The organism is Parafrankia soli (assembly GCF_001854695.1).
Classification (GTDB): domain Bacteria; phylum Actinomycetota; class Actinomycetes; order Frankiales; family Frankiaceae; genus Parafrankia; species Parafrankia soli.
In genome coordinates this window covers 26,152-48,048 of the sequence record NZ_MAXA01000229.1, presented here as the reverse complement: position 1 = coordinate 48,048, position 21,897 = coordinate 26,152, and the positions used below count along the sequence as shown (strand labels likewise).

At 69.1% G+C, this 21,897-nt stretch carries 22 protein-coding genes and 1 pseudogene; 9 read left to right on the top strand and 14 right to left on the bottom strand.

The features are described 5' to 3' along the window. Window positions 1-9 precede the first annotated feature (9 nt). The 4 genes from BBK14_RS22560 to BBK14_RS22545 all read right to left on the bottom strand — a co-directional run bounded on the left by BBK14_RS22560 (window position 10) and on the right by BBK14_RS22545 (window position 3,238). Window positions 10-924 (bottom strand): VOC family protein, encoded by a 915-nt coding sequence (locus BBK14_RS22560; protein ID WP_071065280.1) that lies wholly within the window; start codon window positions 922-924, stop codon window positions 10-12. Between the two features lie 39 nt (window positions 925-963). Then, a complete protein-coding gene (locus tag BBK14_RS22555) occupies window positions 964-1,287 on the bottom strand; it encodes a bifunctional 3-phenylpropionate/cinnamic acid dioxygenase ferredoxin subunit (protein WP_071065258.1) in 324 nt (107 codons plus the stop codon). A gap of 80 nt (window positions 1,288-1,367) precedes the next feature. Continuing rightward, window positions 1,368-1,916 carry a 3-phenylpropionate/cinnamic acid dioxygenase subunit beta gene (locus BBK14_RS22550; protein ID WP_071065257.1) on the bottom strand — a complete coding sequence of 183 codons (549 nt, stop codon included), beginning with the start codon at window positions 1,914-1,916 and terminating at the stop codon, window positions 1,368-1,370. Then, complete coding sequence (locus tag BBK14_RS22545) at window positions 1,913-3,238, bottom strand: aromatic ring-hydroxylating dioxygenase subunit alpha (RefSeq protein ID WP_071065256.1); 1,326 nt, start codon at window positions 3,236-3,238, stop codon at window positions 1,913-1,915. Before BBK14_RS22545 ends, BBK14_RS22550 begins: the two co-directional genes overlap by 4 nt. Before the next feature lie 410 nt (window positions 3,239-3,648). Here BBK14_RS22545 and BBK14_RS22540 point away from each other — a divergent pair, with 410 nt between their 5' ends. The 3 genes from BBK14_RS22540 to dmpG are packed head-to-tail and all read left to right on the top strand — an operon-like array spanning window position 3,649 to window position 6,514. Then, entirely contained in the window at window positions 3,649-4,494 is an 846-nt protein-coding gene (locus BBK14_RS22540; protein ID WP_071065255.1) for a 2-keto-4-pentenoate hydratase, read from the top strand. Continuing rightward, window positions 4,491-5,441 carry an acetaldehyde dehydrogenase (acetylating) gene (locus BBK14_RS22535; RefSeq protein ID WP_071065254.1) on the top strand — a complete coding sequence of 317 codons (951 nt, stop codon included), beginning with the start codon at window positions 4,491-4,493 and terminating at the stop codon, window positions 5,439-5,441. Before BBK14_RS22540 ends, BBK14_RS22535 begins: the two co-directional genes overlap by 4 nt. Before the next feature lie 20 nt (window positions 5,442-5,461). Beyond that, window positions 5,462-6,514, top strand: a complete 1,053-nt coding sequence (gene dmpG, locus BBK14_RS22530; protein ID WP_071065279.1) for a 4-hydroxy-2-oxovalerate aldolase — start codon at window positions 5,462-5,464, stop codon at window positions 6,512-6,514. Between the two features lie 105 nt (window positions 6,515-6,619). Here the strand turns inward: dmpG and BBK14_RS22525 are convergent, their stop codons facing one another. Then, window positions 6,620-7,252 carry an ester cyclase gene (locus tag BBK14_RS22525; RefSeq protein WP_198541392.1) on the bottom strand — a complete coding sequence of 211 codons (633 nt, stop codon included), beginning with the start codon at window positions 7,250-7,252 and terminating at the stop codon, window positions 6,620-6,622. An 82-nt stretch (window positions 7,253-7,334) separates the two neighbouring features. On the opposite strand from BBK14_RS22525, the gene BBK14_RS22520 reads away from it, so the two are divergent. After that, complete coding sequence (locus BBK14_RS22520; RefSeq protein WP_198541391.1) at window positions 7,335-7,736, top strand: winged helix-turn-helix transcriptional regulator; 402 nt, start codon at window positions 7,335-7,337, stop codon at window positions 7,734-7,736. Window positions 7,737-7,899: 163 nt separating this feature from the next. After that, window positions 7,900-9,699 carry an FAD-dependent monooxygenase gene (locus BBK14_RS22515; protein WP_071065253.1) on the top strand — a complete coding sequence of 600 codons (1,800 nt, stop codon included), beginning with the start codon at window positions 7,900-7,902 and terminating at the stop codon, window positions 9,697-9,699. A 99-nt stretch (window positions 9,700-9,798) separates the two neighbouring features. Here the strand turns inward: BBK14_RS22515 and BBK14_RS22510 are convergent, their stop codons facing one another. Next, complete coding sequence (locus BBK14_RS22510; RefSeq protein WP_198541390.1) at window positions 9,799-10,635, bottom strand: IclR family transcriptional regulator; 837 nt, start codon at window positions 10,633-10,635, stop codon at window positions 9,799-9,801. Between the two features lie 388 nt (window positions 10,636-11,023). On the opposite strand from BBK14_RS22510, the gene BBK14_RS22505 reads away from it, so the two are divergent. Continuing rightward, window positions 11,024-11,815 (top strand): SDR family NAD(P)-dependent oxidoreductase, encoded by a 792-nt coding sequence (locus BBK14_RS22505; RefSeq protein ID WP_071065252.1) that lies wholly within the window; start codon window positions 11,024-11,026, stop codon window positions 11,813-11,815. Between the two features lie 50 nt (window positions 11,816-11,865). Here BBK14_RS22505 and BBK14_RS22500 read toward each other — a convergent pair whose 3' ends face one another. Next, window positions 11,866-12,516, bottom strand: coding sequence for a TetR/AcrR family transcriptional regulator (locus BBK14_RS22500; RefSeq protein WP_071065251.1), 651 nt, complete (start codon window positions 12,514-12,516; stop codon window positions 11,866-11,868). A 197-nt stretch (window positions 12,517-12,713) separates the two neighbouring features. Here BBK14_RS22500 and BBK14_RS22495 point away from each other — a divergent pair, with 197 nt between their 5' ends. The 3 genes from BBK14_RS22495 (at window position 12,714) to BBK14_RS22485 (ending at window position 15,896) form a co-directional block, all read left to right on the top strand. Beyond that, a complete protein-coding gene (locus BBK14_RS22495) occupies window positions 12,714-13,625 on the top strand; it encodes a LysR family transcriptional regulator (protein ID WP_071065250.1) in 912 nt (303 codons plus the stop codon). Window positions 13,626-13,690: 65 nt separating this feature from the next. Further along, complete coding sequence (locus BBK14_RS22490; RefSeq protein ID WP_071065249.1) at window positions 13,691-14,908, top strand: MFS transporter; 1,218 nt, start codon at window positions 13,691-13,693, stop codon at window positions 14,906-14,908. A 523-nt stretch (window positions 14,909-15,431) separates the two neighbouring features. Then, the gene (locus tag BBK14_RS22485; RefSeq protein WP_071065248.1) at window positions 15,432-15,896 is read left to right on the top strand and encodes a MarR family winged helix-turn-helix transcriptional regulator; all 465 of its coding nucleotides are present in this window, start codon (window positions 15,432-15,434) and stop codon (window positions 15,894-15,896) included. A 120-nt stretch (window positions 15,897-16,016) separates the two neighbouring features. On the opposite strand, the pseudogene BBK14_RS37270 reads toward BBK14_RS22485, so the two are convergent. From BBK14_RS37270 to BBK14_RS22460, 7 genes and pseudogenes are all read right to left on the bottom strand, one after another. After that, a pseudogene (locus tag BBK14_RS37270) lies at window positions 16,017-16,220 on the bottom strand (IS3 family transposase); the annotation flags it as partial. Window positions 16,221-16,364: 144 nt separating this feature from the next. Then, window positions 16,365-16,541, bottom strand: a complete 177-nt coding sequence (locus BBK14_RS42350; protein WP_116430132.1) for a transposase — start codon at window positions 16,539-16,541, stop codon at window positions 16,365-16,367. Window positions 16,542-16,737: 196 nt separating this feature from the next. Beyond that, window positions 16,738-18,069 carry an amidohydrolase family protein gene (locus tag BBK14_RS22475; protein WP_275078506.1) on the bottom strand — a complete coding sequence of 444 codons (1,332 nt, stop codon included), beginning with the start codon at window positions 18,067-18,069 and terminating at the stop codon, window positions 16,738-16,740. A 293-nt stretch (window positions 18,070-18,362) separates the two neighbouring features. Beyond that, entirely contained in the window at window positions 18,363-18,683 is a 321-nt protein-coding gene (locus tag BBK14_RS39050) for a pirin-like C-terminal cupin domain-containing protein (protein ID WP_198541389.1), read from the bottom strand. After that, complete coding sequence (locus BBK14_RS22470; protein WP_198541388.1) at window positions 18,667-19,245, bottom strand: pirin family protein; 579 nt, start codon at window positions 19,243-19,245, stop codon at window positions 18,667-18,669. The genes BBK14_RS39050 and BBK14_RS22470 overlap by 17 nt, the downstream gene beginning before the upstream one ends. 352 nt (window positions 19,246-19,597) lie before the next feature. Continuing rightward, window positions 19,598-20,845 carry an IS701 family transposase gene (locus BBK14_RS22465; RefSeq protein ID WP_116430130.1) on the bottom strand — a complete coding sequence of 416 codons (1,248 nt, stop codon included), beginning with the start codon at window positions 20,843-20,845 and terminating at the stop codon, window positions 19,598-19,600. Window positions 20,846-20,922: 77 nt separating this feature from the next. Further along, window positions 20,923-21,726, bottom strand: a complete 804-nt coding sequence (locus BBK14_RS22460; RefSeq protein WP_198541387.1) for an IclR family transcriptional regulator — start codon at window positions 21,724-21,726, stop codon at window positions 20,923-20,925. Window positions 21,727-21,897: the final 171 nt, after the last annotated feature.

The window sequence follows — 21,897 nt, the reverse complement described above, 5'->3', positions numbered from 1 at the left end:
AGCAGGGTGTCAGGAGGCAGCCGGTTCCACGGGCTCCATGCACCCCGGCGCCGGAGCGTTGCCGGGTCGGTGCCCCCAGATGCTCGTGCTCTGCATGTGGGTCACCGCCCACTGATCGGAGTCGTCGACGGTCTCAGCCCCCCAGCCGTACTCGACCTCGAAGCCACTGGGTGACCGGATGTAAAAGCTCAGCATCCGGTCGTTCGTGTGCCGGCCGAGGGTCAGCGCGACGGGGATGTCCCGGTCCAGGCAGAGATCGTGGGCCATGCCCACGTCGTCGACGTCCTCCACCTGCAGCATCAGGTGGTGCATGCCGCGCATGCCCGGGACGGCCATGATCGCCAGGCTGTGGTGCCGCGGGTTGACGTGTAGGAAGACGAGCGTGCTTCCGGCGAAGTCGATCTCGTCGCTCACCCGGAAGCCCAGCACCGCGCAGAAGAAATCGAGAGACTCGGCGAGGTCGGGAACGACCAGGACGATGTGGCCCAGTCCCTGGCCGCCGGTGACGAACCCTGTCGTACCGCGGCCGGGCCGGAACGAACCGGGCACCACCAGCTGGCCGTAGAACAACTCGTGGGTGAATCCCGCGGGGTCGGTGAAGCGCACCAGCTTGCGGACCCGCGCCGCCCGGCACTCCTGCGCGGTGCCCCACTCCACGGTCGTCCCGGCCTGCTCGAGCGTGGCCACCGCGTCGTCCAGGTCGCCGGCTGTGGGTAACTCCCACCCGACACACTGCACCCGGTTGTGAGGACCCTCGCTGACCTGGAGCCGGCCCGGCCGGTCGTCGTTCGTGAGCGACACTGTGCCCGGTTGCCCGGCCAAGTCCTCCGAGACAGCGAGGCCGAGCACCTCCGGGCCGAACGTCGCCCACTCCTTGACGTCGGGTGACTCCACCCGCAAGTACCCGAGCGATGTGATCTTCACGGTCATCCTCTTCTCGACGCCGTACGGGGTCTGGACGTGTCAGCGGTCGTCGGTGCGTTCAGGCACGTCGACGAACAGGTCATCGCCGTCCCGGCGGACCGGGTAGGTCTCCAGCGGGATGATCGCGGGCGGCGCGAGCACCTTCCCGGTCCGGAGACAGAACCTCGCCATGTGCAACGGGCACTCGACCACGTCGCCGTCGAGGTACCCCTCGGCCAGAGAGAATTCGTCGTGGGTGCAGGTGTCACCGACGGCGAAGAACTCGTCCGCCACCCTGAAGACGGCGATCGGCGGTGTGGTGGGCACCCGGAAACCCTCGTCTTCGGGGACCTGCTGGACGGTGCAGGCGTGGATCCAGGTCACCGCGACCTCCTTGCAGTCTGGCTGTCGACAGGGGTCGTGGCCCCGGTGGCGACGTGCACGTGGCCACCGGGGGGACCACGTCAGAAGAAGATGCTGATGTTCTTGCTCAGGATGGTCGTCTGGTCGAGCAGGATCGTCCGCCGAGCGATCTGCCAACCCGGACTGGTGCTCGACGGCCGGAGCAGATCCGACCGTTGCCCCGCGAACAGATCCTGATCACGTTCCAACYGCGTGCGGTAGACGAGGAAGTTGGACTGGACGTGGTACTCGTCCTCGTCCTCGTTCTCGGTCGGCCGCACTCGGACGTTGGTGATCAGGCGACGGGTCCGGCTCGGCGGGTCCTCGGCCCAGGCGGTGCCCAGGCGGAACCGTCGGACCCGCCGGTAGAGGAGGTCGTGCGTCTCGTCAAAGTGGGCGAGCTCCCCGACGCTGGACACCTCCTGCGCGAGCTCGCGTTGCTGCCGGTTGCTCCGCACCGGCATGTAGTAGTGGATGTCCGGCGCCATTAACGTGAACCACTCGTCCAGGTTGCGGTCGTCCAGCAACGCCGCTTCTGCGTAGAGGAACTGCTCGACGTCGTGCTGGAGCTGCACGCTGATACCGGTCGTCGCCCGGAGGATCCCGGTCATGAGGGCGCTCCTGCCGGAACCGAGGTGCGGGCGCGGGTCARCTCGTCGAGGTCGTCCCAGGTGGCGGCGGTCAGCATGTCGGCCCACCGCTGGTACAAGCCGCGGGCAGCTGCTTCGCTGTAGGCGTCCGCGGTCGAACCGGGCAACCCGCCGGCGTCGTGGTCGGAGTACCCCAGACCCATCTTCATGTTGAACTTCGCCTTCCGCGCCTTGTGGCCGCGCAGCACCCGCTGGATCTCCGCCCAGTTCTCGCTGTMGTCCGGCTCGAAGATGCCGGCCGGGCTGAAGCCACGCGAGGTGGTCACCTGCAGCGCTCGCTTGACCTCGGGCGGCGCGGCTGCGGGAACCAACCCCCAGCCCCACACCTCGATCTCGTTCGGCCCGCGGGGGTGCCACACGCGCATGGCGTTGTAGGGCGTCACGAAGGAGAAGCTCGGGAAGAGCGTGTGGTGGCTCTGGAACGCCGAACGCGCCGCACCGACCCGGGCGACGATGCTCTCCTGCTGGGTCGCCAACCAAGCGTCCACAACGGGTCCCGCGAAGTCCGGGGTTCCGGGGGTCGTCCAGAAGCCGGTGCCGTGCCCGAGCGGTGAACTGAACTGGCGCCCCGGACCGCCGGTCGCCATCTCGACCATCTCGGCCTCAGCTCCCTCAGGAGCGAGGACGGCGATCCCCGACGAATGCGAGGTCGCGATGTGGTAGGAGTCGCTGGCGAACTGCTCCGCGCCGAGCTTCCAGTTGCACGGGACCACCCAGCGGTGCGTCCCGCCGACGACTTCCAGACCGCCTTCGAACTTGTCGACGTACGCATCGAAGTACCAGGCGTAGTCACCCAGGTAGTCCTCGAAGCTCGGTGCCGTGGCGTCCCAGGTGCCGAAGATGAAACCCTTGTAGCTGGTTAGCTGAGCGACCTGTGTGGATCCCCAGGACGACTTGTCCATCTCGTTCTTGTAGCCCCGCTCGAGGCGCGGGACGCTCACCAGGTTGCCGGCGATGTCGTAGCTCCACCCGTGATACGTACAGGTGAACGCCTTCGCCGTGCCGGCGTCGGCTCGGCAGATCCGCATCCCGCGGTGCCGGCACTGGTTGAGGAAGGCCCGGATCGACCCGTCACGCTGCCGCACCACGAGCACCGGGTCCTCGCCCATGTAGGTCTGGACGAACGATCCCGGCTTGGTCAGCTGAGACTCGTGCGCAAGGAAGAGCCAGCTACGAGCGAAGATCCGCTCCAGCTCGAGTTGGTACAGGTCTTCATCGGTATAGATGGTCGGGTCGATCTCGCCTCGTGCCGAATCAATGAGCTGTGTCAGATCAACAACCATGGCGATCCCCCCTCCGGCTTACGCCCGGTCGGTTGGCAGCGCAGGAGCGTCCGGACCGGTGCTCCCGCTCGATGTGGCGGTTGTGGTGTCGTGGTCCGAAGGTGCCCGGGGGGCGGGCGGGGTGCCAGAACTTGTTCCGGTCGCCGGAACTCTTGTCAACAAGGTCCGGGCAGCCGTCCGGAGCAGGCGTGGGCGGTGGCGGGTGGCTCAACCCGACCTCGGCGTGGCGGGCCCACTTCCGCACAGTCCCGCCGGCCGCTCGGCGTTACGTCGGTGGCGACCCGCCGCGACACCAGCCCGTGCTCCATCGCGAGAGCGTTCCATCCACCGGACCGCCGGCTTGGCATCCGGCACCTTCGCCCGCCACTGTCGACCCCGCCACTGTCGACACGGTCGACCCGAGGAATGAGATGACACCCGCAGCCACGCCGCCGGGCACCACAGGCCCGAGCACCGCTCCCACCCACCGCAGGACGACCGAGGCCGCGGCCCGGCTCGCCCAGGCTGCTCGTACCGGCATCCCGTGCGCGCCGGTCCGGGACCTCATCGGCGCCGACGACATCGACCTGGCCTATGCCGTCCAGCGGCAGCTGACCCAGCAGCGCCTCGGCGAGGGTGGCCGGATCGTCGGTCGGAAGATCGGTCTTACGTCGCCGGCCGTGCAGGCGCAGCTCGGGGTCGACCGGCCCGACTTCGGGGTCCTCTTCGCCGACATGGACGTCAGTGCCCGGTCCGCGATCCCGTCGGGCCGTCTGCTGCAACCGAAGACCGAAGCCGAGGTGGCCTTCGTCCTGCGCGCCGACCTCGCCGGCGGTCCCCTGGACGACACCCAGGTCCGCGGCGCCGTCGCCTACGCCGTCGCCGCCTTGGAGATCGTCGACAGTCGCATCGCCGGCTGGGACATCACCTTCGGCGACACCGTCGCCGACAACGCCTCCAGCGGGCTGTTCGTCCTCGGCGACACCCGGCTCACCCTGGACCGGTTCGCCCCGGTCGACGTTCCCATGACCATGCAGCTCAACGGTGAGATCGTCTCGCGGGGATCCGGGGCCGCCTGTCTCGGGGACCCCCTGCGGGCCCTGGCCTGGCTCGCCCGCACCGCCCGCGACCTCGGTGACTCCCTGCGCGCCGGCGACGTCGTCCTCTCCGGCGCCCTGGGGCCGATGATCCCCACCCCGCCGGGCTCGGTCGTAGTCGCCGACCTGGGGCCTCTGGGATCGGTAAGCGCCACCTTCTCCGACGAGGATCCCGCATGAACAAGACCAAGGTCGCGATCATCGGATCGGGCAACATCGGCACCGACCTGATGATCAAGATCATCCGCACCTCCGAGGTGCTCGAGATGGGCGCCATGGTCGGCATCGACCCGGACTCCGACGGGCTTGCCCGCGCCGCCCGGATGAAGGTACCCACCACCCACGAAGGCGTCGACGGGCTCATCGCCATGGACGGCTTCGCAGACATCGGCATCGCCTTCGACGCCACCTCAGCCAAGGCACACCTGGCCAACGACGGGAAGCTCGCCCCCCACCGCAAGAGGCTCATCGACCTCACGCCCGCGGCAATCGGCCCCTACGTCGTCCCGTCGGTCAACCTCGACGAGCACCTGGCCGCCGACGCCACGAACCTCAACATGGTCACCTGCGGCGGCCAGGCCACCATCCCCATGGTCGCTGCGATCGCCCGGATCACCCCGGTGCCCTACGCCGAGATCGTCGCCTCGATCGCGTCGAAGTCCGCCGGACCCGGCACCCGCGCCAACATCGACGAGTTCACCGAGACCACCGCGCACGCCATCCAGACCGTCGGCGGCGCCGGCCGCGGCAAGGCGATCATCATCCTCAACCCCGCCGAGCCGCCGATGATCATGCGGGACACCGTGCTGTGCCTCATCGGTGACGCCGACCAGGACACCATCCGCGCCTCCATCGACACGATGGCCAAGAGCGTCGCCGAGTACGTCCCCGGCTACCGGCTCAAGCAGCAGGTCCAGTTCACCGCGATCCCTGACGGGGAGCCGGTGCACACCCTGCTCCCTGACGGCGCCAGCCCGGTCACCACCAAGGTGACCGTCTTCCTCGAAGTCGAGGGCGCCGCCCACTACCTGCCCGCCTACGCGGGCAACCTCGACATCATGACCTCGGCGGCCCTGCGGGTCGGCGAAGGCATCGCCCGACGACTCCTCGCACAGGTGACCGCGTGACCACCACAGACACCAGCCAGATGACCGCTCCGAGCGCCGGTGGCACCGACCTGTACATCCAGGACGTCACGCTGCGCGACGGAATGCACGCCATCCGGCACCGCATCAGCCCGACCGACGTCGGCCGCATCGTCGCAGCCCTCGACGCCGCCGGCGTCGACGCCATCGAGGTGGCCCACGGCGACGGCCTGGCCGGCGGCAGCCTGAACTACGGGCCCGGCAGCAACACCGACTGGGAGTGGATCGAGGCCGCCGCCGCGAACCTCGACCGCGCCGTCCTCACCACACTGCTACTACCCGGCATCGGCACCATCGCCGAACTCAAACACGCCTACTCCCTCGGTGTCCGCTCCATCCGGGTGGCCACCCACTGCACCGAGGCCGACGTGTCCGCCCAGCACATCGCCACCGCCCGCGACCTGGGCATGGACGTGTCCGGGTTCCTCATGATGAGCCACATGGCGCCCGCCGCCGAGCTCGCCCGCCAGGCAGCACTCATGGAGTCCTACGGCGCGCACTGCGTGTACGTCACGGACTCCGGAGGCCGGCTCACGATGGACGGTGTCCGGGAACGGGTCCGCTCCTACCGGGACGCCCTGCGAGCGGACACCGAGATCGGCATCCACGCCCACCAGAACCTCTCACTCTCGGTGGCCAACTCCGTGGTAGCCGTCGAAGAAGGCGTCACCCGCGTCGACGCCTCCCTCGCCGGGCACGGCGCAGGAGCCGGCAACGCACCAATCGAGCCGTTCATCGCCGTCGCCAACCTGAAGGGCTGGACCCACCGCTGCGACCTGTTCGCTCTCCAGGACGCCGCCGACGACATCGTCCGTCCCCTGCAGGACCGGCCCGTGCAGGTCGACCGGGAAACCTTGACCCTCGGATATGCGGGGGTCTACTCAAGCTTCCTGCGGCACGCCGAGGCGGCGTCCCAGCGGTACGGCATCGACGTCCGCACGATCCTGCTCGAAGTCGGCCGACGCGGGCTCATCGGCGGACAGGAGGACATGATCATCGACATCGCACTGGACCTGCAGAGCAGCGGACGCATCCACGACACCTCACCCACCTGACGCCCAGGCCCCCGTGGGACCTGGGATACAGCAATCTCTCCGCTGACCACCGGCGGCGGGTGCGGGTGCTGGCGCGCGACATCGCGCGCCAGCACCCGCGGCGGATCAGGCCAGGCCTATCTGTTGATAGAGGGCCAGGTTGTCGTAGAAGAAGAACTCCTCGGCCATGGTTCCCTGCCGGTTGAAGATCCCAACAGTGATCATGTTCATCGCGAACTTCTTGCCGGTGGGCTGGTTGAAGCCGCCCTTCCCGTCCGGCATGGGTTTGCTGAACGTCCCCTTGAACACGCCGTGGACCGCGACCAGTTCGCCCTTTGCCACCCGGATCGGATGGGAGGTGACCTTGAGGTCGGGCGCCCAGACGAACAGCCACTTCAAGTCCTCGACGTGCTGGTCCAGCCCATCGGTGTAGTGCCCGTCGGGCCAGTGCACGCGGACGTCGGGTGCGTGGCTCTCCCCGAAGCGGTCCCATTGCTGGTTGCTGAAGACCACGAAGTCCGCCTCGTCGAACGTTTTCAGGTGCTCATACTCCTCGCGGGTCAGGTGYCGGGGGAACGGCAGCCCTTCACCGGTCTCGGCCGGGTTGCCCATCACCTGGTACACATCCGCGGCTGCCGAGGCGGGGGTGACACCGCTCTCCACCGCGGTGATTCCGAGCATGCCCACGGCGGCGGCACCGCTACCGCGAAGCACCGAACGTCGATTGACCATCAGGTCCTCCGTACTGGTGTCGATCATTAGATCGTCCCTGCTCGGAGACGCTACTATTGCCCGGACACTAGGTACCTAGAGGAAAGTAATGGCGGGAAGGGCTGATGTGATGGACGACATGGTCCGCGTCGTGGCGGAGGTGGACCCGGAGAACGCCTGCCCCATCGATCCGGTGATCGACATGGTGTTCAGCCGCTGGACCACTCCGATCCTGTGGACGCTCCACAAGTACGGGCGGCAACGCTTCGTGGAGCTCGAACGCCGCATCACCACGATCACTCCCAAGGTGCTGACGCAGCGACTGCGACAACTGGAACGCGACGGCATCGTCGTGCGCACCTACCACGCCGAGGTCCCCCCGCGCGTGGAGTACGAGACCAGCGAGTTGGGGCGCAGCCTGGAACCCCTCTTCGCCAGCCTCGTTGACTGGAAGGCAGCGAACATGCACGACGTCGAGCAGGCTCGCAAGCGCTACGACGCCGTACAGCGGAGCCCGCGCCGAGCCGGTTGACGCGTTCACCAGCCGGCCCACCCCTCAGCGGTCCGACGCACGCCCCACCGTTCCAGCCGCCGGAACCTCCGCTCCGAGTTCGCGCGCCGCGGGTGTGTGATGTGCGTCAACCGCCGGCCGGGTCTGGCTGGTCGGCTCACACGCACCCGAGGAGCGACACGGCATGGCGAGCGCGGAGAAGCGGCCGGTAGACGAGACTGTCCCCGTGATGATCGTCGGAGCCGGCCCGGCCGGACTCACGACGGCCCTGGCCCTGGCCCGCCACGGCATCCAATGCCAGATCATCACGCGCTACCCCAACCAGGCACACACGCCGCGCGCGCACATCACCAACCAGCGTGCACTGGAGATCTTCCGCGCGCTCGGGGTGGCCGACGCCGTCGTCGAAAAGGCGGTGCGCATCGAGGAGATCCCGTACAACCCGTTCATCCTCTCGATGGCGGGTCCGGAGGCGGTGCGGGCGACGGCGTGGGGAGCGGGTCTCAAGGACCAGGAGCGCTACCGGCGGGCCAGCCCCTACACGCCGCACAACATCCACCAGCACCGGCTGGAACCCATCCTCGCCGACGCTCTCGACGCTTCCGGCCTCGCCGACCTCCGGTACAACACGGAGTTCCTCGATTTCACCGAGCACCCCGACGGTGTGGACGTCCGCACCCGGCACCGTGAGACCGGTGAGCAGCGAACCGTCCGGGCGCGGTACCTGGTGGGCGCCGACGGCGCTCGCAGCATGGTTCGCGAGCAGGCCTGCCTGAGCCTGACCGGCGAGATGGACCTCGCCACCTTCGGCTTCGTGTGGGTCAAGGCGGACCTGCGCCGCTACGCCGAACACCGGCCGGGGGCGATGTACTGGTCGATCGACATGACGRAGTTCCCGACCTGGATCATGCTGAACCGCTGGGACGAGTGGCTGATCAGCTGGCAGATCGACCCCGACACCTTCGACCTCGCCGACCACGACGCCATCCGCGCGGTGCTCTACCGGGCGATCGGTGACACGAGCGTCCCGATCGAGATAGTCGACGTGACCAGGTGGAAGGTGAACCACGCCGTCGCCGAGCAGTATTCGAGGGGTCGGGTCTTCTGCGCCGGCGACGCTGTCCACGTCCACCCACCGATGAACGGTCTGGGGAGCAATACGGCGGTGGCCGACGGCTTCAACCTCGGCTGGAAGCTCGCCGCGGTGCTGTCCGGCCAGGCCGGTCCAGGGCTGCTCGACACGTACTCCCAGGAGCGGGTACCGGTCGGCCGGCAGGTCGTCGACCGGGCGTACCGGTCTACCGGCGAGGTCATGACCATCTCGGGCGCGTTCGGCGTCACGCCCGAGATGAGCACGGAGGCCAAGTGGCGGAAGATCCTCGAGGCAGACGCGCCGGGCCCGGAGGGCGAGGCGCGCCGGGCGTCGATCGCCGAGGCGATGCGGCTGATGGAGTACAACCTCAACGCACACGGGGTCGAGATCGGCTATCGCTACGAGACCGGAGCGTTGGTACGGGACGCGACCGACCCGGCCGACGAGCCACGGAGCACGGATCTGGTCTACCGGGCCTCCACCGTGCCCGGGGAACACCTGCCGCACGTGTGGCTGGAGCGGGGGCGGCGGCAGTGGTCCACGTTGGATCTCGGCGGCACGGGTTTTGCCCTGCTCACCGGTCGCGGTGGTGAGGCGTGGATCGACGCCGCCGAGCAGGTACGGCAGCAGTTGGGTGTCGGCGTCACCGTGCGCACGATCGGCGCCCCCGGGTCGTTCCGCGACCTGCYGGGGGAATGGGCCGCCGTGCGGGGCACCGATGAGGACGGCGGTGTGCTCGTCCGCCCCGACGGTCATGTGGCGTGGCGTGCGCGCACCGCGGAGAGCGCCGCGGAGCTGGTCCGAGTGATGGCCACCCTGCTCGACCGGAACACGTACGCCGTGGCGGAGCCCAGCGCGTTCACCCTGCTGAACACCGGCGCCGCCAGCTGATCACCGCCGCGCGCGCATATCAACCGAGCCCGTTGATCACTTGACACACCGCAGGCCAGGAGCGTTGGCCGTGCACAGGCGCGCGGGGCCCTCAAGACGTCACTGGCCGGCCACAGCCGCCTCGTCGGCTCCCTCGTCCGCGCACAGGCCGGCGACGAGGGTCGCCGGCAGCGCCCGCCCGATCCGCGCGGCAGCCGTCCGCAGCGTCGAGATCATCACCTCCCCGTTCCCGGCCGCGGCCGGGAACGCCACCGACACGCCAGCGACCGCCACGCCGTGGGCGTGGATCGGAACGGCCAGACAGGCGAGCCCGTCCACGCACTCCTCCCGATCGACGGCGAACCCGCGCGACCGGCTGAGGGCGAGCTCCCGCTGGAGGATGGCCGGATCCACGATGCTCCTGCGCGTCCGCGCGGGCAGCGGTGCGCGGACCATGTCCGCCACCGCCCGGGTCGTGAGCAGCGACTTTCCGATCGCCGTGCAGTGTGCGGGCAGCCGCTCGCCGACCACCGCCGGGGTTGGGAGCGTCACCCGCGTCCGGAGCTTCTCGATGTAGACGACGTCGCCGCTGCGCAGGACCGCCAAGTGCACAGTCTGCCGGGTGACGCGGTGGACCTCCTGCAGGACGGGCAGCGCCACATCCCGCAGAGCCACCTCGGCCGAGCACGACCCCATCGCGAAGATGCGCAGGCCGATGCGGTAGCCGTGGCCATGCCGTTCGACCGCTCCCATCTCCAGCAACATCGCCAGGACGCGGTGCGTCGTCGACTTCGGCAACCCACTGGCGCGGGACACCTCGGCGAACGTGAGCACACGGCGGTCGGCGCGGAAGGCGCCGAGGACGTCGAAGGCCTTCCAGAGAATGGACGGCGCCCCCAGCGTCGACATCGCGCCCGTCCGGGTCGCGCCGCCCTGCAGTGTGGCCAACTTCCCCATCGGCACCTCCAGAACAACGTTCTAGGGCTCGGACGTTACAAGTGACGTGCGTTACAGTCAACGAGCTGTCGTCGAGCGGGAATGGACGGCCGACCCCCGGAGCCGCGAGCCGCGGGTGCGACCGATCGGGCCTGCCGAGGTGAGGGGCGAAGCAGCGCGGTTCTGGCCATTGGAACACCGACTGGTCCGACCGCCTGGCCAGTGCGGATGATGCCGTACTGCCCGCGATCGTCGCGGCTGCTCCCCCGCGACCGGAACGACCCGGCTGCGAGGGCCACGGCAGGCAAGCGCGTCGCCCGCACGCGGCGCCCGGAGCCACGCCAGACACCACGCTGTTCTACTCGCGGATGGGGGTGAGCCCCCTCGACGCGGAAGTGAGGAAACGCCCATGGGCAGGCTTGAGAGCACCGTCGCGGTGATCACCGGTGGCGGCTCCGGTCTCGGTGCCGCCATCACCTCGAGGTTTGTCGAGGAGGGTGCCCGCGTCGTCGTCCTTGACCGGTCGGCCGAGAAGCTGGCGGCGGCGGAGAACCGCTATGGCGGCACGGTCCGGACAGTCCGGGGAAGCGTGACGGCGTTCGCGGACAACGCCCGCGCCTGCTCCGTGGCCGAGAACGAGTTCGGCGGCCTGGACGTCTTCATCGGCAACGCCGGGCTGTGGGACTTCTCCCGGACCCTGTTCGACTCAACCCCGGAACACCTGGACGCGGGCTTCGACGAGCTGTTCGCGGTGAACGTCAAAGGCTACGTGCTGGGGGCGAAGGCCGCGGCACCGCTGCTCCGGCGCACCCGAGGGAACATGGTCTTCACGCTGTCCAATGCCGCCCTCTATCCGGGCGGCGGAGGGGTGCTGTACACCGCCTCGAAGCACGCCGGGCTGGGCGTCGTCCGACAACTGGCCTACGAGTTGGCGCCCGAGATCCGGGTGAACGCGGTCGCGCCGGGCGGGATGGCCACCGATCTGCGCGGCCCGGAGGCGATGGACCTGTCGGACCAACCGATCGGTGCGGCGATCCCGATCGGCAAGATCGTGCGGGAGAACTCCGCGTTGGGCATCGAACCCTGCGCGGAAGACTATGTTGAGGCCTACGTCCTGCTGGGGTCAGGACGCGAATCGCGCACCGTCACGGGAACTGTCATCGACCTGTCAGGCTTCGGGATCCCGCGTAGACCCGCCTGAGCCCCGGGGAGCGCCGCGCGGACCCGTTCCCGCAGGGGCAGCGCGGCGTCTCACGCCGACGGCACCGCGAGGTCCCGCGGCGACGCGGCGTCTCGCCGGGCGGCGTCCTCGATGGACAGGACGATCAGATGGTGTAGCCGCCGCATGGCGATCCGCACCTTCGTCCTGTCGTCGCCGAACGAGACCAGGCTGCCCCGCGTCAGGTCGATGGTCAGCTCCGCCATCTCCACCGCGAGGGCGCGTGGCTGGAGCACCCCGGCATCGCGGGCGGCCGGTTCGACGACGCTCGCGACCTCCTCGGTGACGTAGCCGCGGATCCTGCCGAGCGCCGCGGTCATCTCGGCGTCCTCCTGGGTCTCCAGGTTGAGGACGACCTCGAGCCGGAAGTACGTCGGGTGCGCCGCGATGGCGACGGCGGCCGCGTCGAAGAACGTGCGCAGGCGCTCCGCCGGCTCCCCCACCAGGTCCTCGGCCCGAGGTAGCTGGGCGAAGAAGGACTCGGCCCCCCGCTGCATGGCTGCCGCCGCGATTCCCGCCTTGTTGCCGAAGTGCCAGTAGATCGAGCCGGTCGGGAGCCCCGTGGCCTCGCGGATGGCGGAGATCGACGTCCTGGCGTAACCGCGCTCGGCCATGAGGTTCTCGGCCGCGACCAGGATCACCTCACGGCCGCCGCGGGGATCGGCTCCGGTCCCATGCTCCACCCGACGACGGTAACGCGTGACCTCCCGGCACAGTGGCTGCGGCGAACTGCCACCGACCGCGGATCCGGTCGAGCCTTCGGCCGCGGCCTCCCCCGCGCGCCGTCCAGCGGGGGTTCCGGCCCCGGCACACGGCCCTGCTGGACCGCGTGCGCCGACGGATCGGAGCTTTACGGCCCTTATCCAGGAAGAATCGGGCCGTGGAACTGCGCCATCTGGAGTACTTCGTCGCGGTCGCGGAGGAGTTGTCCTTCACCCGCGCCTCGCGGCGGCTGCACGTGGTGCAGTCCGGCGTGTCGAGCGCCATCCAGGTGCTGGAACGGGAACTCGGCGCCGCCCTGTTCGACCGGGACCGGCACCGGGTCATCCTGACGGAGGCGGGCCGGGCGCTGCTCCCGGAGGCGCGCGCCACGCTGGCGGCGGCGCGGGCGGCCGCCGATGCGGTAGCGGAGGCCGCCGCCGGGCTGCGGGGAACGCTGACGATCGGGACGATGCTGGCAACCGGGCACGTTGACGTGCCGGGTCTGCTCGGCAGGTTCCACGAGGCGCATCCCGGCGTCGTGGTGCGGTTGCGCACGTCTCCGGGCGGCTCGGCCGAGCTTGGCCGGGAGGTGCTCAGCGGGGCACTGGACCTGGCGCTGCTGTCCATCCCCGGCGAGGCGCCGCCGGGGCTGTCGCTGCGGCTGCTCGTGCAGGAGCCGCTGGTGGTGATCTGCTCGCTGTCGCACCCCCTCGCGAGCGCCAGCGGGGCAGCTGAGGAGGTGACACTCGCGATGCTGGCGGGCGAGTCGTTCATCGACTTCCCTGCCGGGTGGGGCAACCGGACCGTCGTGGACCGGGCCTTCGCCGCCGCCGGCCTTGACCGGCAGGTCTCCTTCGAGGTCGCCGACATCGCGAACTTTGCCGGCTTGGTCCGCAACGGGCTTGGCGTCGCCTTCATCCCGGCATCCGTCGCCGCGACGATGGACGGCGTGACGCGGCTCGCGCTGTCCCCGGCACCGCCGTCCTGGGGGATCTCGGTGGCCACCGCATCGACGAGACGGCTGCCCGCAGCCGCGCGGGCATTCCTGGCACAGCTAACCGCGTCGCACTGTCATCAGGCCGAGCGATAACCGCGAGCACGAAGAGTCATCACCGTTACGACATGCCGCATGGGCCGGCACCGGTTAATGCGGGCATGACTGTTCTCCTTGAAGCCGGGCGCGTTGCGCGGCCGTCCCGCCGGCACAACGCGGCGTTCTGGATCGTCGGCTACACCTTCGCCGTCACGATGGCCTTCTCCGCCGTGCCGACCCCGCTGTACGTGCTGTACCAGTCACGGAACCACTTCAGCACATTCATGGTCACGGTGATCTTCGCCGCCTACGCGGCGGGCATGGTGGCGAGCCTGTTCCTGGCCGGCCACCTGTCGGACACCCGCGGCAGGCGCCGGATGCTCGCGGCGGCCGTGGCGACCAACATGCTGTCGGGGCTGCTGTTCGTGGCGTGGCCGGCCACGGCCGGCCTGATCGTGGCCCGCGTTGTCTCCGGGGTGAGCATCGGCATGCTGACCGCGACGGCGACCGCCTACCTGAGTGAGCTTCACGCGCATGCGCGGCCAGGCCACGGCCAGGCGCGCAGCGAGATCGTGTCGACCGCCGCCAACCTTGGGGGGATCGGCCTCGGCCCGCTGCTCGCCGGGGCGCTCGCGCAGTACGTGGCCCACCCACTGGTGGTGCCGTACCTGGTGGTGGAGACGCTGATGCTCATCGGCGTCGCCGCGCTCTGGGCGACCCCCGAGACCGCATCCGTGCCCGCCGAGCGGCCGGCGTACCGGCCGCAGCGCGTGTCGGTGCCGCCCGCGCACCGGGCCACCTTCCTCGCGGCGGCGGTAACCGGCGGGGCGCTGTTCTCGCTGTTCGGCTTGTTCACCTCGGTCTCCCCAACGCTGCTGGCCAGCGTGCTGCACAACAAGTCGCACCTGGTCGCGGGAGTAGTAGCGTTCACCGTGTTCGGCGCGGCGGCGGCGGCGCAGATCCTCTTCGGCCGGGCCTCGCGCCGGTCACAGCTTGGCGTCGGCCTGCTGGCGGTGCTGGCCGGGCTCGCCTTGGTCACCGCGTCGGCGTGGGCGGCGAGCTTCCCGCTGCTACTGGCCGGCGGCATCGTCGCGGGCGCTGGCGCGGGGGCCGCGTTCCGTGGCACGGTCGCGACCGTCATCCGGATCGCGCCGCCGGAGGCGCGCGGGGAGGCACTCGCCGGGCTGTTCCTCGCCGGGGCCGTCGGCCTCGCGATCCCCGTCGTCGGGCTTGGCGTCGCGACGCTGTGGGTGTCGATGCAGGCCGCCGTGCTCGGCCTCTCGGTCGTACTGGCCGCCGTCATCCTCGCTGTGGGTCCTCGCCTGCTGCGCTCCGTTTGAGGAGACCGGGCCGCAATGCGCGGGCCGGGACTGAGTCCCCGCACGGGCGGATACGGGGCCCCGGATGGTGAACGCGACCAGGGCGGCGGCGAAGATGGCCACCGCGGCGATCCAGCCGCCCTGGCCAGCCGGGAAGCGGGCCGGCCAGGTCACCGGGGTCGGGTAGCTCGCGGGCGCAGGCCAACGGCGCCCCGCGGCTGGGGACACAACTGCCGAGCCGACCTACACCAACTCGCCGACGCCGGCTCCGACCTGCTCGAAGCCGCCCGCGGGCCGCGATCGACACCGACTCTGGGACCTGCGCACAGCGCGCCACGCCATCCGGCTGGCCTGCCTGTCCCGCCCAGCAGCCGCCGACACCAGGCACAGCCCGGCTGGGGGGACAGGCCACGAACGGCGTCAGCCGAGATGCGGCTGAACGGGCACTGTCGCCGGTAGGTAGACGCGGTCGGCCTCTGCCCTATGCACTGATCAACGACAGGACGAGCTGGTTGATATATCAACTCATCGGTATGATGAGGCCGTGGAGGAGCGCGGACTGGATGACCGGGAGCTGCACGCCTGGCGGTCGTTCTTCCGTATGCAGGAGGTCTTGCGCGGACGTATCGAGCAGCAGCTTCAGGCCGCGAACGGCCTCTCCAACGCCGATTACACCGTACTTGTCGCCTTGGCCGACGATCCCGCTGGGCGGGCGCGCCTGGTCGAACTGGGCCGCTTTCTCGGCTGGGAGAAGAGCCGTCTGCACCACCAGCTCACCCGTATGTGCAAGCGGGGCCTGGTCAGGCGCGAGAGCGCAGCGACCCGCGCCATGTTCGTCGTCCTCACCCCTGAAGGCCGCGACGCACTCGAAAAGGCTGCGCCATGTCACGCCGCCCACGTGCGACGGCTGACCATTGATCCGCTCACTGATGAGCAGATCGACCAGCTCGCTGAGATCTCCACCGCCATCCTCGCCAACCTCGAGGCTGACCAGCAGCCGTCCCGCTAGGCTAGTGCAGCGCCTCAGTAGTTCCTTTCCGTCCTCTGGTCKCGGTATGTGATGTCAGGCCGCTTGGGGAGGTTGTTGGTGAAGCTGCCCCGTTTCGTTCACAGGTAGGGCTTTGAACGATTATGCGGCTTGATGGTACTCGTAGAAGCGGGTTTCGTGGTCGTACGGGCTAAGGTATCCGTTGGTGGAGTGGCGGCGCCGCCGATTGTAGAACCCCTCGATGAAGTCGAAGATGGCAGCGCGGGCCTCGTCGTGGGTGGTGAAGTTGGTGCGGTCGAGGAGCTCGCATTCGAGGGTGGCGAAGAACGACTCGATGACCGCGTTGATCAACGCAAAGGCACCCGAAGGGCCGGTCGCAACAAGGGTCAGACCAGCGTGGCGGCGACAACATGATGCTCGCAATCGAAACAGTCACCGGCGGATCCGACGGACCGGCGAACATCATGTTGAGCGCAGAGCCGGGCGAACTCATGAGAAACGTATGGACTCACGTTCCTCCCGGAGCTGCCGGTTCTCCTTCCGGAGGCGTTTCAACTCGTCACGTTCCGCGGCGGTCAGCTCATCGGCCCGAGCTTCTCCCTCCTGTTCGGCCTGGCGTACCCAGTTACGGATCGACGGCCCCGACGGGCCGCATTCCTTGGCCAGCGCCTCGGGCGAGTGGCCAGCTCAGACAAGCTCCACCATCTGACGGCGGAACTCCTCCGTGTACGGCGGTTGTGATCTCGACACCTGCACTCCTCCCTGGGACCATTATCCAAAAGAGCCCAGGTGTGAACAGGAAATGGTCAACTTCAGCCCCAGGTAGGACGCGACCCTGCCGGCTATCGATATGGGATGATATTCACGCCAAGGCGCGCTGCCAGTCTTCGTTCGGGATGCGCGAGCGCAGGTATTCCAGGGACTGTTCGACGAGTCGCCGGGCGCGGCGGGCGTCGACGCCGATGAGGGCGCCGCGGTGTTTGAGGACCCGCACGTTGACCAGGACTGTGTCGATGTCGCCGCGCTGTGCCTGGAAGACGAGGTGCCCGGCCGGGTTGCTGGCGGCGGTCATCGCCGGGGTGTCGGTGCGCATCATGACCAGGTCGGCCCGCTTGCCCGGGGTAATCGAACCGATGATGTTGTCCAGGCCGAGCACCCGCGCGCCGCCGATGGTGGCGTATTCGAGCACGTCCTTCGCGCGTAGCTCGTTGGTGGAGAGCGCGTGGCCGGCTTCGTGGGCGCGCAGGTGGGCCAGTCCGCGATCGGCGTTGAGGGTGGCGCGCATCGCGGAGAACATGTCGCCGCTCCACCACACCACGGTGTCCTGGGACAGCGAGATCGGGATGCCGAACTGGCGGGCCTTCGCGGTCGGCGGGTAGCCCTGCCCGGCGTTGAGTTCACTCTCGGCCGAGAGAGACAACTGGGCGCCGCTGGCGGCGATGCGCCGGTACGAGTCGTCGCTCAACGTGGCGGCGTGGATCAGGGTGGTCGACGGTGACAGGACGCCGTTCTCTTCGAGGAACGTGATGTTGTCGTCGCCGACGAACCCCAATACGCCGGCGTGGGTGCTGAACGGCAGGTTCCGGTCGATCGCGAACCGGAGAGCCTGGCGGGCGTCGCCGGTGTTGACGAAGATGTCGAACGCGATCTGCATGGTGACGAGCTGGTCGGAGCTGGCGAACCGGGACGTGAGCATCTGGTCGACGCGCCCGTCGTACACCCAGCTGAGGTCCGGGGAGAACGCGTTGCTGTACCCGAATCGGGCCCGTCCCGGTACGGCGAACAGCGCGTCCACCGCGGCGTCGGCGTGCTCGGGCGTGCGCAGTCCGTGCGAGAAGTCCATCACGGTGGTCACGCCGGAGTCCACGGACTCGACCATGCTCGCGTAGTTGGCCGCGTAGATGTCCTCGGGGCGGAACAACGGCCTCCACTTCATCAGTATCCACTCCAGGTACTCGCCAATGGTCCAGTCCGCGCCCACGCCCCGGAACGCGGCCTGCCACATGTGCTGGTGGGTGTTGACGAACCCGGGCAACAGCAGCGCTCCCGCCGCGTCGACGACGATGGCGTCCGCGGGTGCGGGCAGCCGCTTTCCGACCGCCGCGATGGTGGTGTCGCGGACCAGGACGTCGGTTTCGGGCAGCACGCCGAGGCGGGCGTCCATGGTGACCACGGTCGTCCGGCGGAAGAGGATCCGGCCGGCCGGGCGCGAACGTTGCCGCTGGCGCGGCAGAGGCCGGTGCGGCTGGATACGTCGCGCTGACCCCCGCCCCCACGGCGGAGGCGCCGACCAAGGCGGCGGCGCCGCCGAGTACTCGTCTACGGCTGGTTCCGTCTACAGATCTGTCCATCGGGTTTTCCTCACTATCGCGGTCAGGACTATCGCGGTCAGGCGGCGGCCTGGCGGACGGTGGCGAGGGCGGTGCTCCAGCCGCTGGGCCGGCCACCGAGCGAGATCAACAAGTTCGCTTCCCCGCGGCGCAGGGCTCAGCGGTACCGCAGGCGGGCCTGGTGAGGGATCTCGCCGAACCTGCCGCTGCGGAAGTCGCGAAAGGCCTGCTCGATCTCAACTCGCGTGTTCATCACGAACGGGCCGCCCAACGCGACGGGCTCGCGGATGGGCTCACCGCTGTAGACCATCACCACGCTGTGTGCGTCGCCGTCGCCGGTCTCCAGCGTCATCGACGAGACCGATGCCTGAGGAATGGGGTCGGACCATGCGATCTGGCCTGCCCGTACGCTCCGCCCGGCGATCACTATCTGGCCCGACAGGACATACAGGAACRCACGGTCACCGGCGGGCAGCACGTGCTCCAGGCGCCGGTTCGGCTCCAGCGTGATGACGGCCGCGGAGATGGGCCAGTGGTTGAGCGGGCCCTGTGACGCCGTCCGCCTCGCCCGAGATGAGGTCGATGCGGGTACCGTCCCGCTCGATGACGGGACGCCGAGCGGCGAGCAGGTCCTGGTAGCGGGTATCGACCATCTTGCTCTCGCTGGACAGGTTGACCCACAGCTGCAGGGTGTGTGCCCGCTCGTCGCGGAAGGCGAGCTCGCGGTGGATGATGCCGTGCCCCGCGGTCATCCACTGCACGTCCCCCGTGGTCAGCGCGCCGACATGGCCGGCATTGTCGCCGTGCTCCAGGACGCCGTAGACGACCAGCGTCACCGTCTCCACACCGCGGTGGGGGTGCCACTCGAAGCCCGGTGAGGAGAACCAGTCCTCGGACAGAAACAGGAACGGGTCGGTGAGGTCCGGCCGCGTCGAAGCGATGATCATGTTCTTGTTGTCGACCTGTGCGTCCGGCCCGAAGTTCCTCTTCGTCTCGACCCTGACGACGCTCCGTTCCGCGACACCGTCCAGCACTTTCATGACACACGTCCCTTCGAATCGACCCATCCGGTTGATGTGTCAACTCGACAGTACATGTTCGGGGTGATACGTCAACTCGTCGTGGCGGCGTGGTAGGTACATGTCCCCGGCGAACTGTGGTGCTCCGCCGCGGCGGGCAACCCATCGGCGCGGCCCATGACCGTGAGGCGCCGCGCGGCGACATGCGTGCCGCGGACCGGGGCCCACGCTCCGGTTCAGCCCGACACCGACCCTCCATAATGATCAATAAAGGAAGCGCAGTGATCAAGAGCCAGCAACACGAGGCCGGGGGCGGCACTAGTCGCTGGTTGGTCAGGTTGGGGTGACCAGTGGGTGGGAGTGGCCCACGTGGTCAAGCAGGGCTGCCAGTTCCGGTGGGGGTGGGGCGGTCGACCAGCGGTGCCGGTACAGCTGCAGACGCGCCCAGGGGCACAGCCAGCCGCGGACCTGTCGCAGTGTGTCCTGCCAGACGATGCGGCGCCGTGGATTTTTCCCCCGCCGCCCCGCGGTCCTCGCGGGGTGTTTCCTGGGCGTGGTCGGAGGGTGACGCGGTCAGCAGGCTGAAGGTGAACGCCAGCATGACCAGCTGCCAGTGCCGCACGATGGCCTGTTCGGAACGGACCTGGAAGTCCGCCCAGCCCAGCTCGTGCTTGACCGGCTTGTAGTAGTGCTCGATCCAGTCCCGCAGCCGGTAGATCCGGTAGACCTCGGCCGCGTCCGCCTCGGCCACCGAGAGGCTGGTGGCCATGAACCAGGTCGAGTCGGCGGTGAGGACTGTCGAGTCGGCGGTGAGGACTGTCGGGTCGGCGGTGGCGGCGATCAGGCGGGTGCCCCGGGTGGGTCCGTAGCAGGGGCCCAGCTCCAGCTCGGCGGGCGTGAACGCCGGCGGGTGGGCGGGATCGGCGACGACCTGCCAGGTGCCGTGGCGGGGACGCAGGGCCAGCACGTAGCGGATCCTGGCCGCCCGCAGCCGCCCCTCGAGCGTGGGGTTCTCCCCGTAGACGCAGTCGGCCACCACCGCCCGAAACGGCACACCGCCAGCCCGGGCCTGCTCGATCAGCTCCCAGGCCAGCTCCGGCTTGGTGGCAAACGCCGGGTCCGCCTTGCCGGCGGGCAGGCGGGAGGCGGGCCGGTAGGGTCGCACCCCCAGCGGCACGTGCCGAGTGCCGTCAGCCCAGTGACTGGTGACGGCCACAACGCCGTTGGCGGTGCGGCCGAGCTTGCCGATGTACTGCTGGGCCGCCAGCACGATGCCATGGCCGCGCTTACGGTCCCCGGTCTCGTCGATGATGAGCACCCCGTTGCCATGCGGCCCCAGCTCAGGGTGCCGACACCACAGGTCCACCCGCCGCGCACCCAGCGCGTCGGGATCCCAGGGCGCGTCGTGCAGGAAGTGATGCAGCCGCTGCCGGTCAGCACCGGGAACCAGAGCGGCCAGCTCCGTCAACGTCTTGTTGCGCTCCCGGGGCAGCAACAGACCGATCAGATAGTGCCGCAGCGCGGTGCGCTCAGCCACACGACAGAACAGGTCATCGAAGTCGCCGCAGAACCGGTCCACCGCCTCCGCCGTCGACGCGGTCGGCTTGCGAGGAGTAGCCATCGGGCACCTCCCACCACAACGGCCCAGCCAGACACCACAACCGTACGTCCACCTGCCCCAACCCGACCAACCAGCGACTAGTTCCGTACCGCGGGGGACCCCGTTGCCCGTTCCAGCGCACGGGAAATGGCCGCCGAGGTCTCGCGCAGCGGATTGACCAGCGGCTGTCCGTCTCCCGCGGCCGCGGGGTAGGCCACCGACATCGCGGCCACCACCTTGCCCGCCAGTCGGATCGGTACGGCGACACAGGCCAGCCCGTCAACCGCCTCGCCGACGTCTCGGGCCATGCCCAGCTCCCTGACGCGCCGCAGCACCCGACGCAGTGCCACCGGCTCGGTAACGGAGTTTCGGGTACGGCCRCCGAGCGGTCCGGCCAGTACGGCTTCCACCTCAGCCTCCGGCGAATGAGCCAGTAGCACTTTGCCCACACCAGTCAGATTCGCCGGGAGGCGACCACCGACCACAGTCGGCAACGGAAGCGCGGATCGTGACCGCAACTTCTCCAGGTACACCACGTCACCGCCTTGAATCACGGCTAAGTGCAACGTGTGTCCAAATACCCGATGCAGCGCCTCCATATGGGGCAGTGCCACGTCCCGCAGAGCCACCTCCAACGAGCAGGTACTGAGGGCGAACATGCGCAGACCTATGCGGTAGCGATCGCCGTCGCGCTCCACCGCGCCCAGCTGCCCGAGCATCCCCAGCAGCCGATGAGCCGTGGACTTGGGCAGCCCACTGCGCCGTGCGATCTGGGCCAGGCTCATCTGCCGGCTGTTCTGGTCGAAGGCATCAAGAACGGCGAACGCCTTCCACAAGATGGACGACGCGAGCCCGAGAGGAGCAGCGCTGTCGGATGCCGGGCGCGACATTAGCTCGGGCATATGCGGCCTTTCCTCTAGCGACCCCGGACCGGGGCCTCCGGCGGTGCGCAAAAAACACGATCCACCGCCTTTGACCTCTAGAACGACGTTACTTCCAGATGTCTGCGGCGTCAATCTCCAATACGCACATTCTTCAGCGTGGTGTCGATTGCACAGGTGCACCGCGCGGCC

Excerpts from the sequence above, each read along its gene's own strand:
- BBK14_RS22540 (WP_071065255.1), top strand. The coding sequence starts at position 3,649 with ATGACACCCGCAGCCACGCCGCCGGGCACCACAGGCCCGAGCACCGCT.
- BBK14_RS22535 (WP_071065254.1), top strand. The coding sequence starts at position 4,491 with ATGAACAAGACCAAGGTCGCGATCATCGGATCGGGCAACATCGGCACC.
- dmpG (WP_071065279.1), top strand. The coding sequence starts at position 5,462 with ATGACCGCTCCGAGCGCCGGTGGCACCGACCTGTACATCCAGGACGTC.
- BBK14_RS22520 (WP_198541391.1), top strand. The coding sequence starts at position 7,335 with ATGGACGACATGGTCCGCGTCGTGGCGGAGGTGGACCCGGAGAACGCC.
- BBK14_RS22510 (WP_198541390.1), bottom strand. The coding sequence starts at position 10,635 with ATGGGGAAGTTGGCCACACTGCAGGGCGGCGCGACCCGGACGGGCGCG.
- BBK14_RS22505 (WP_071065252.1), top strand. The coding sequence starts at position 11,024 with ATGGGCAGGCTTGAGAGCACCGTCGCGGTGATCACCGGTGGCGGCTCC.
- BBK14_RS22490 (WP_071065249.1), top strand. The coding sequence starts at position 13,691 with ATGACTGTTCTCCTTGAAGCCGGGCGCGTTGCGCGGCCGTCCCGCCGG.
- BBK14_RS22470 (WP_198541388.1), bottom strand. The coding sequence starts at position 19,245 with ATGAAAGTGCTGGACGGTGTCGCGGAACGGAGCGTCGTCAGGGTCGAG.
- BBK14_RS22465 (WP_116430130.1), bottom strand. The coding sequence starts at position 20,845 with ATGGCTACTCCTCGCAAGCCGACCGCGTCGACGGCGGAGGCGGTGGAC.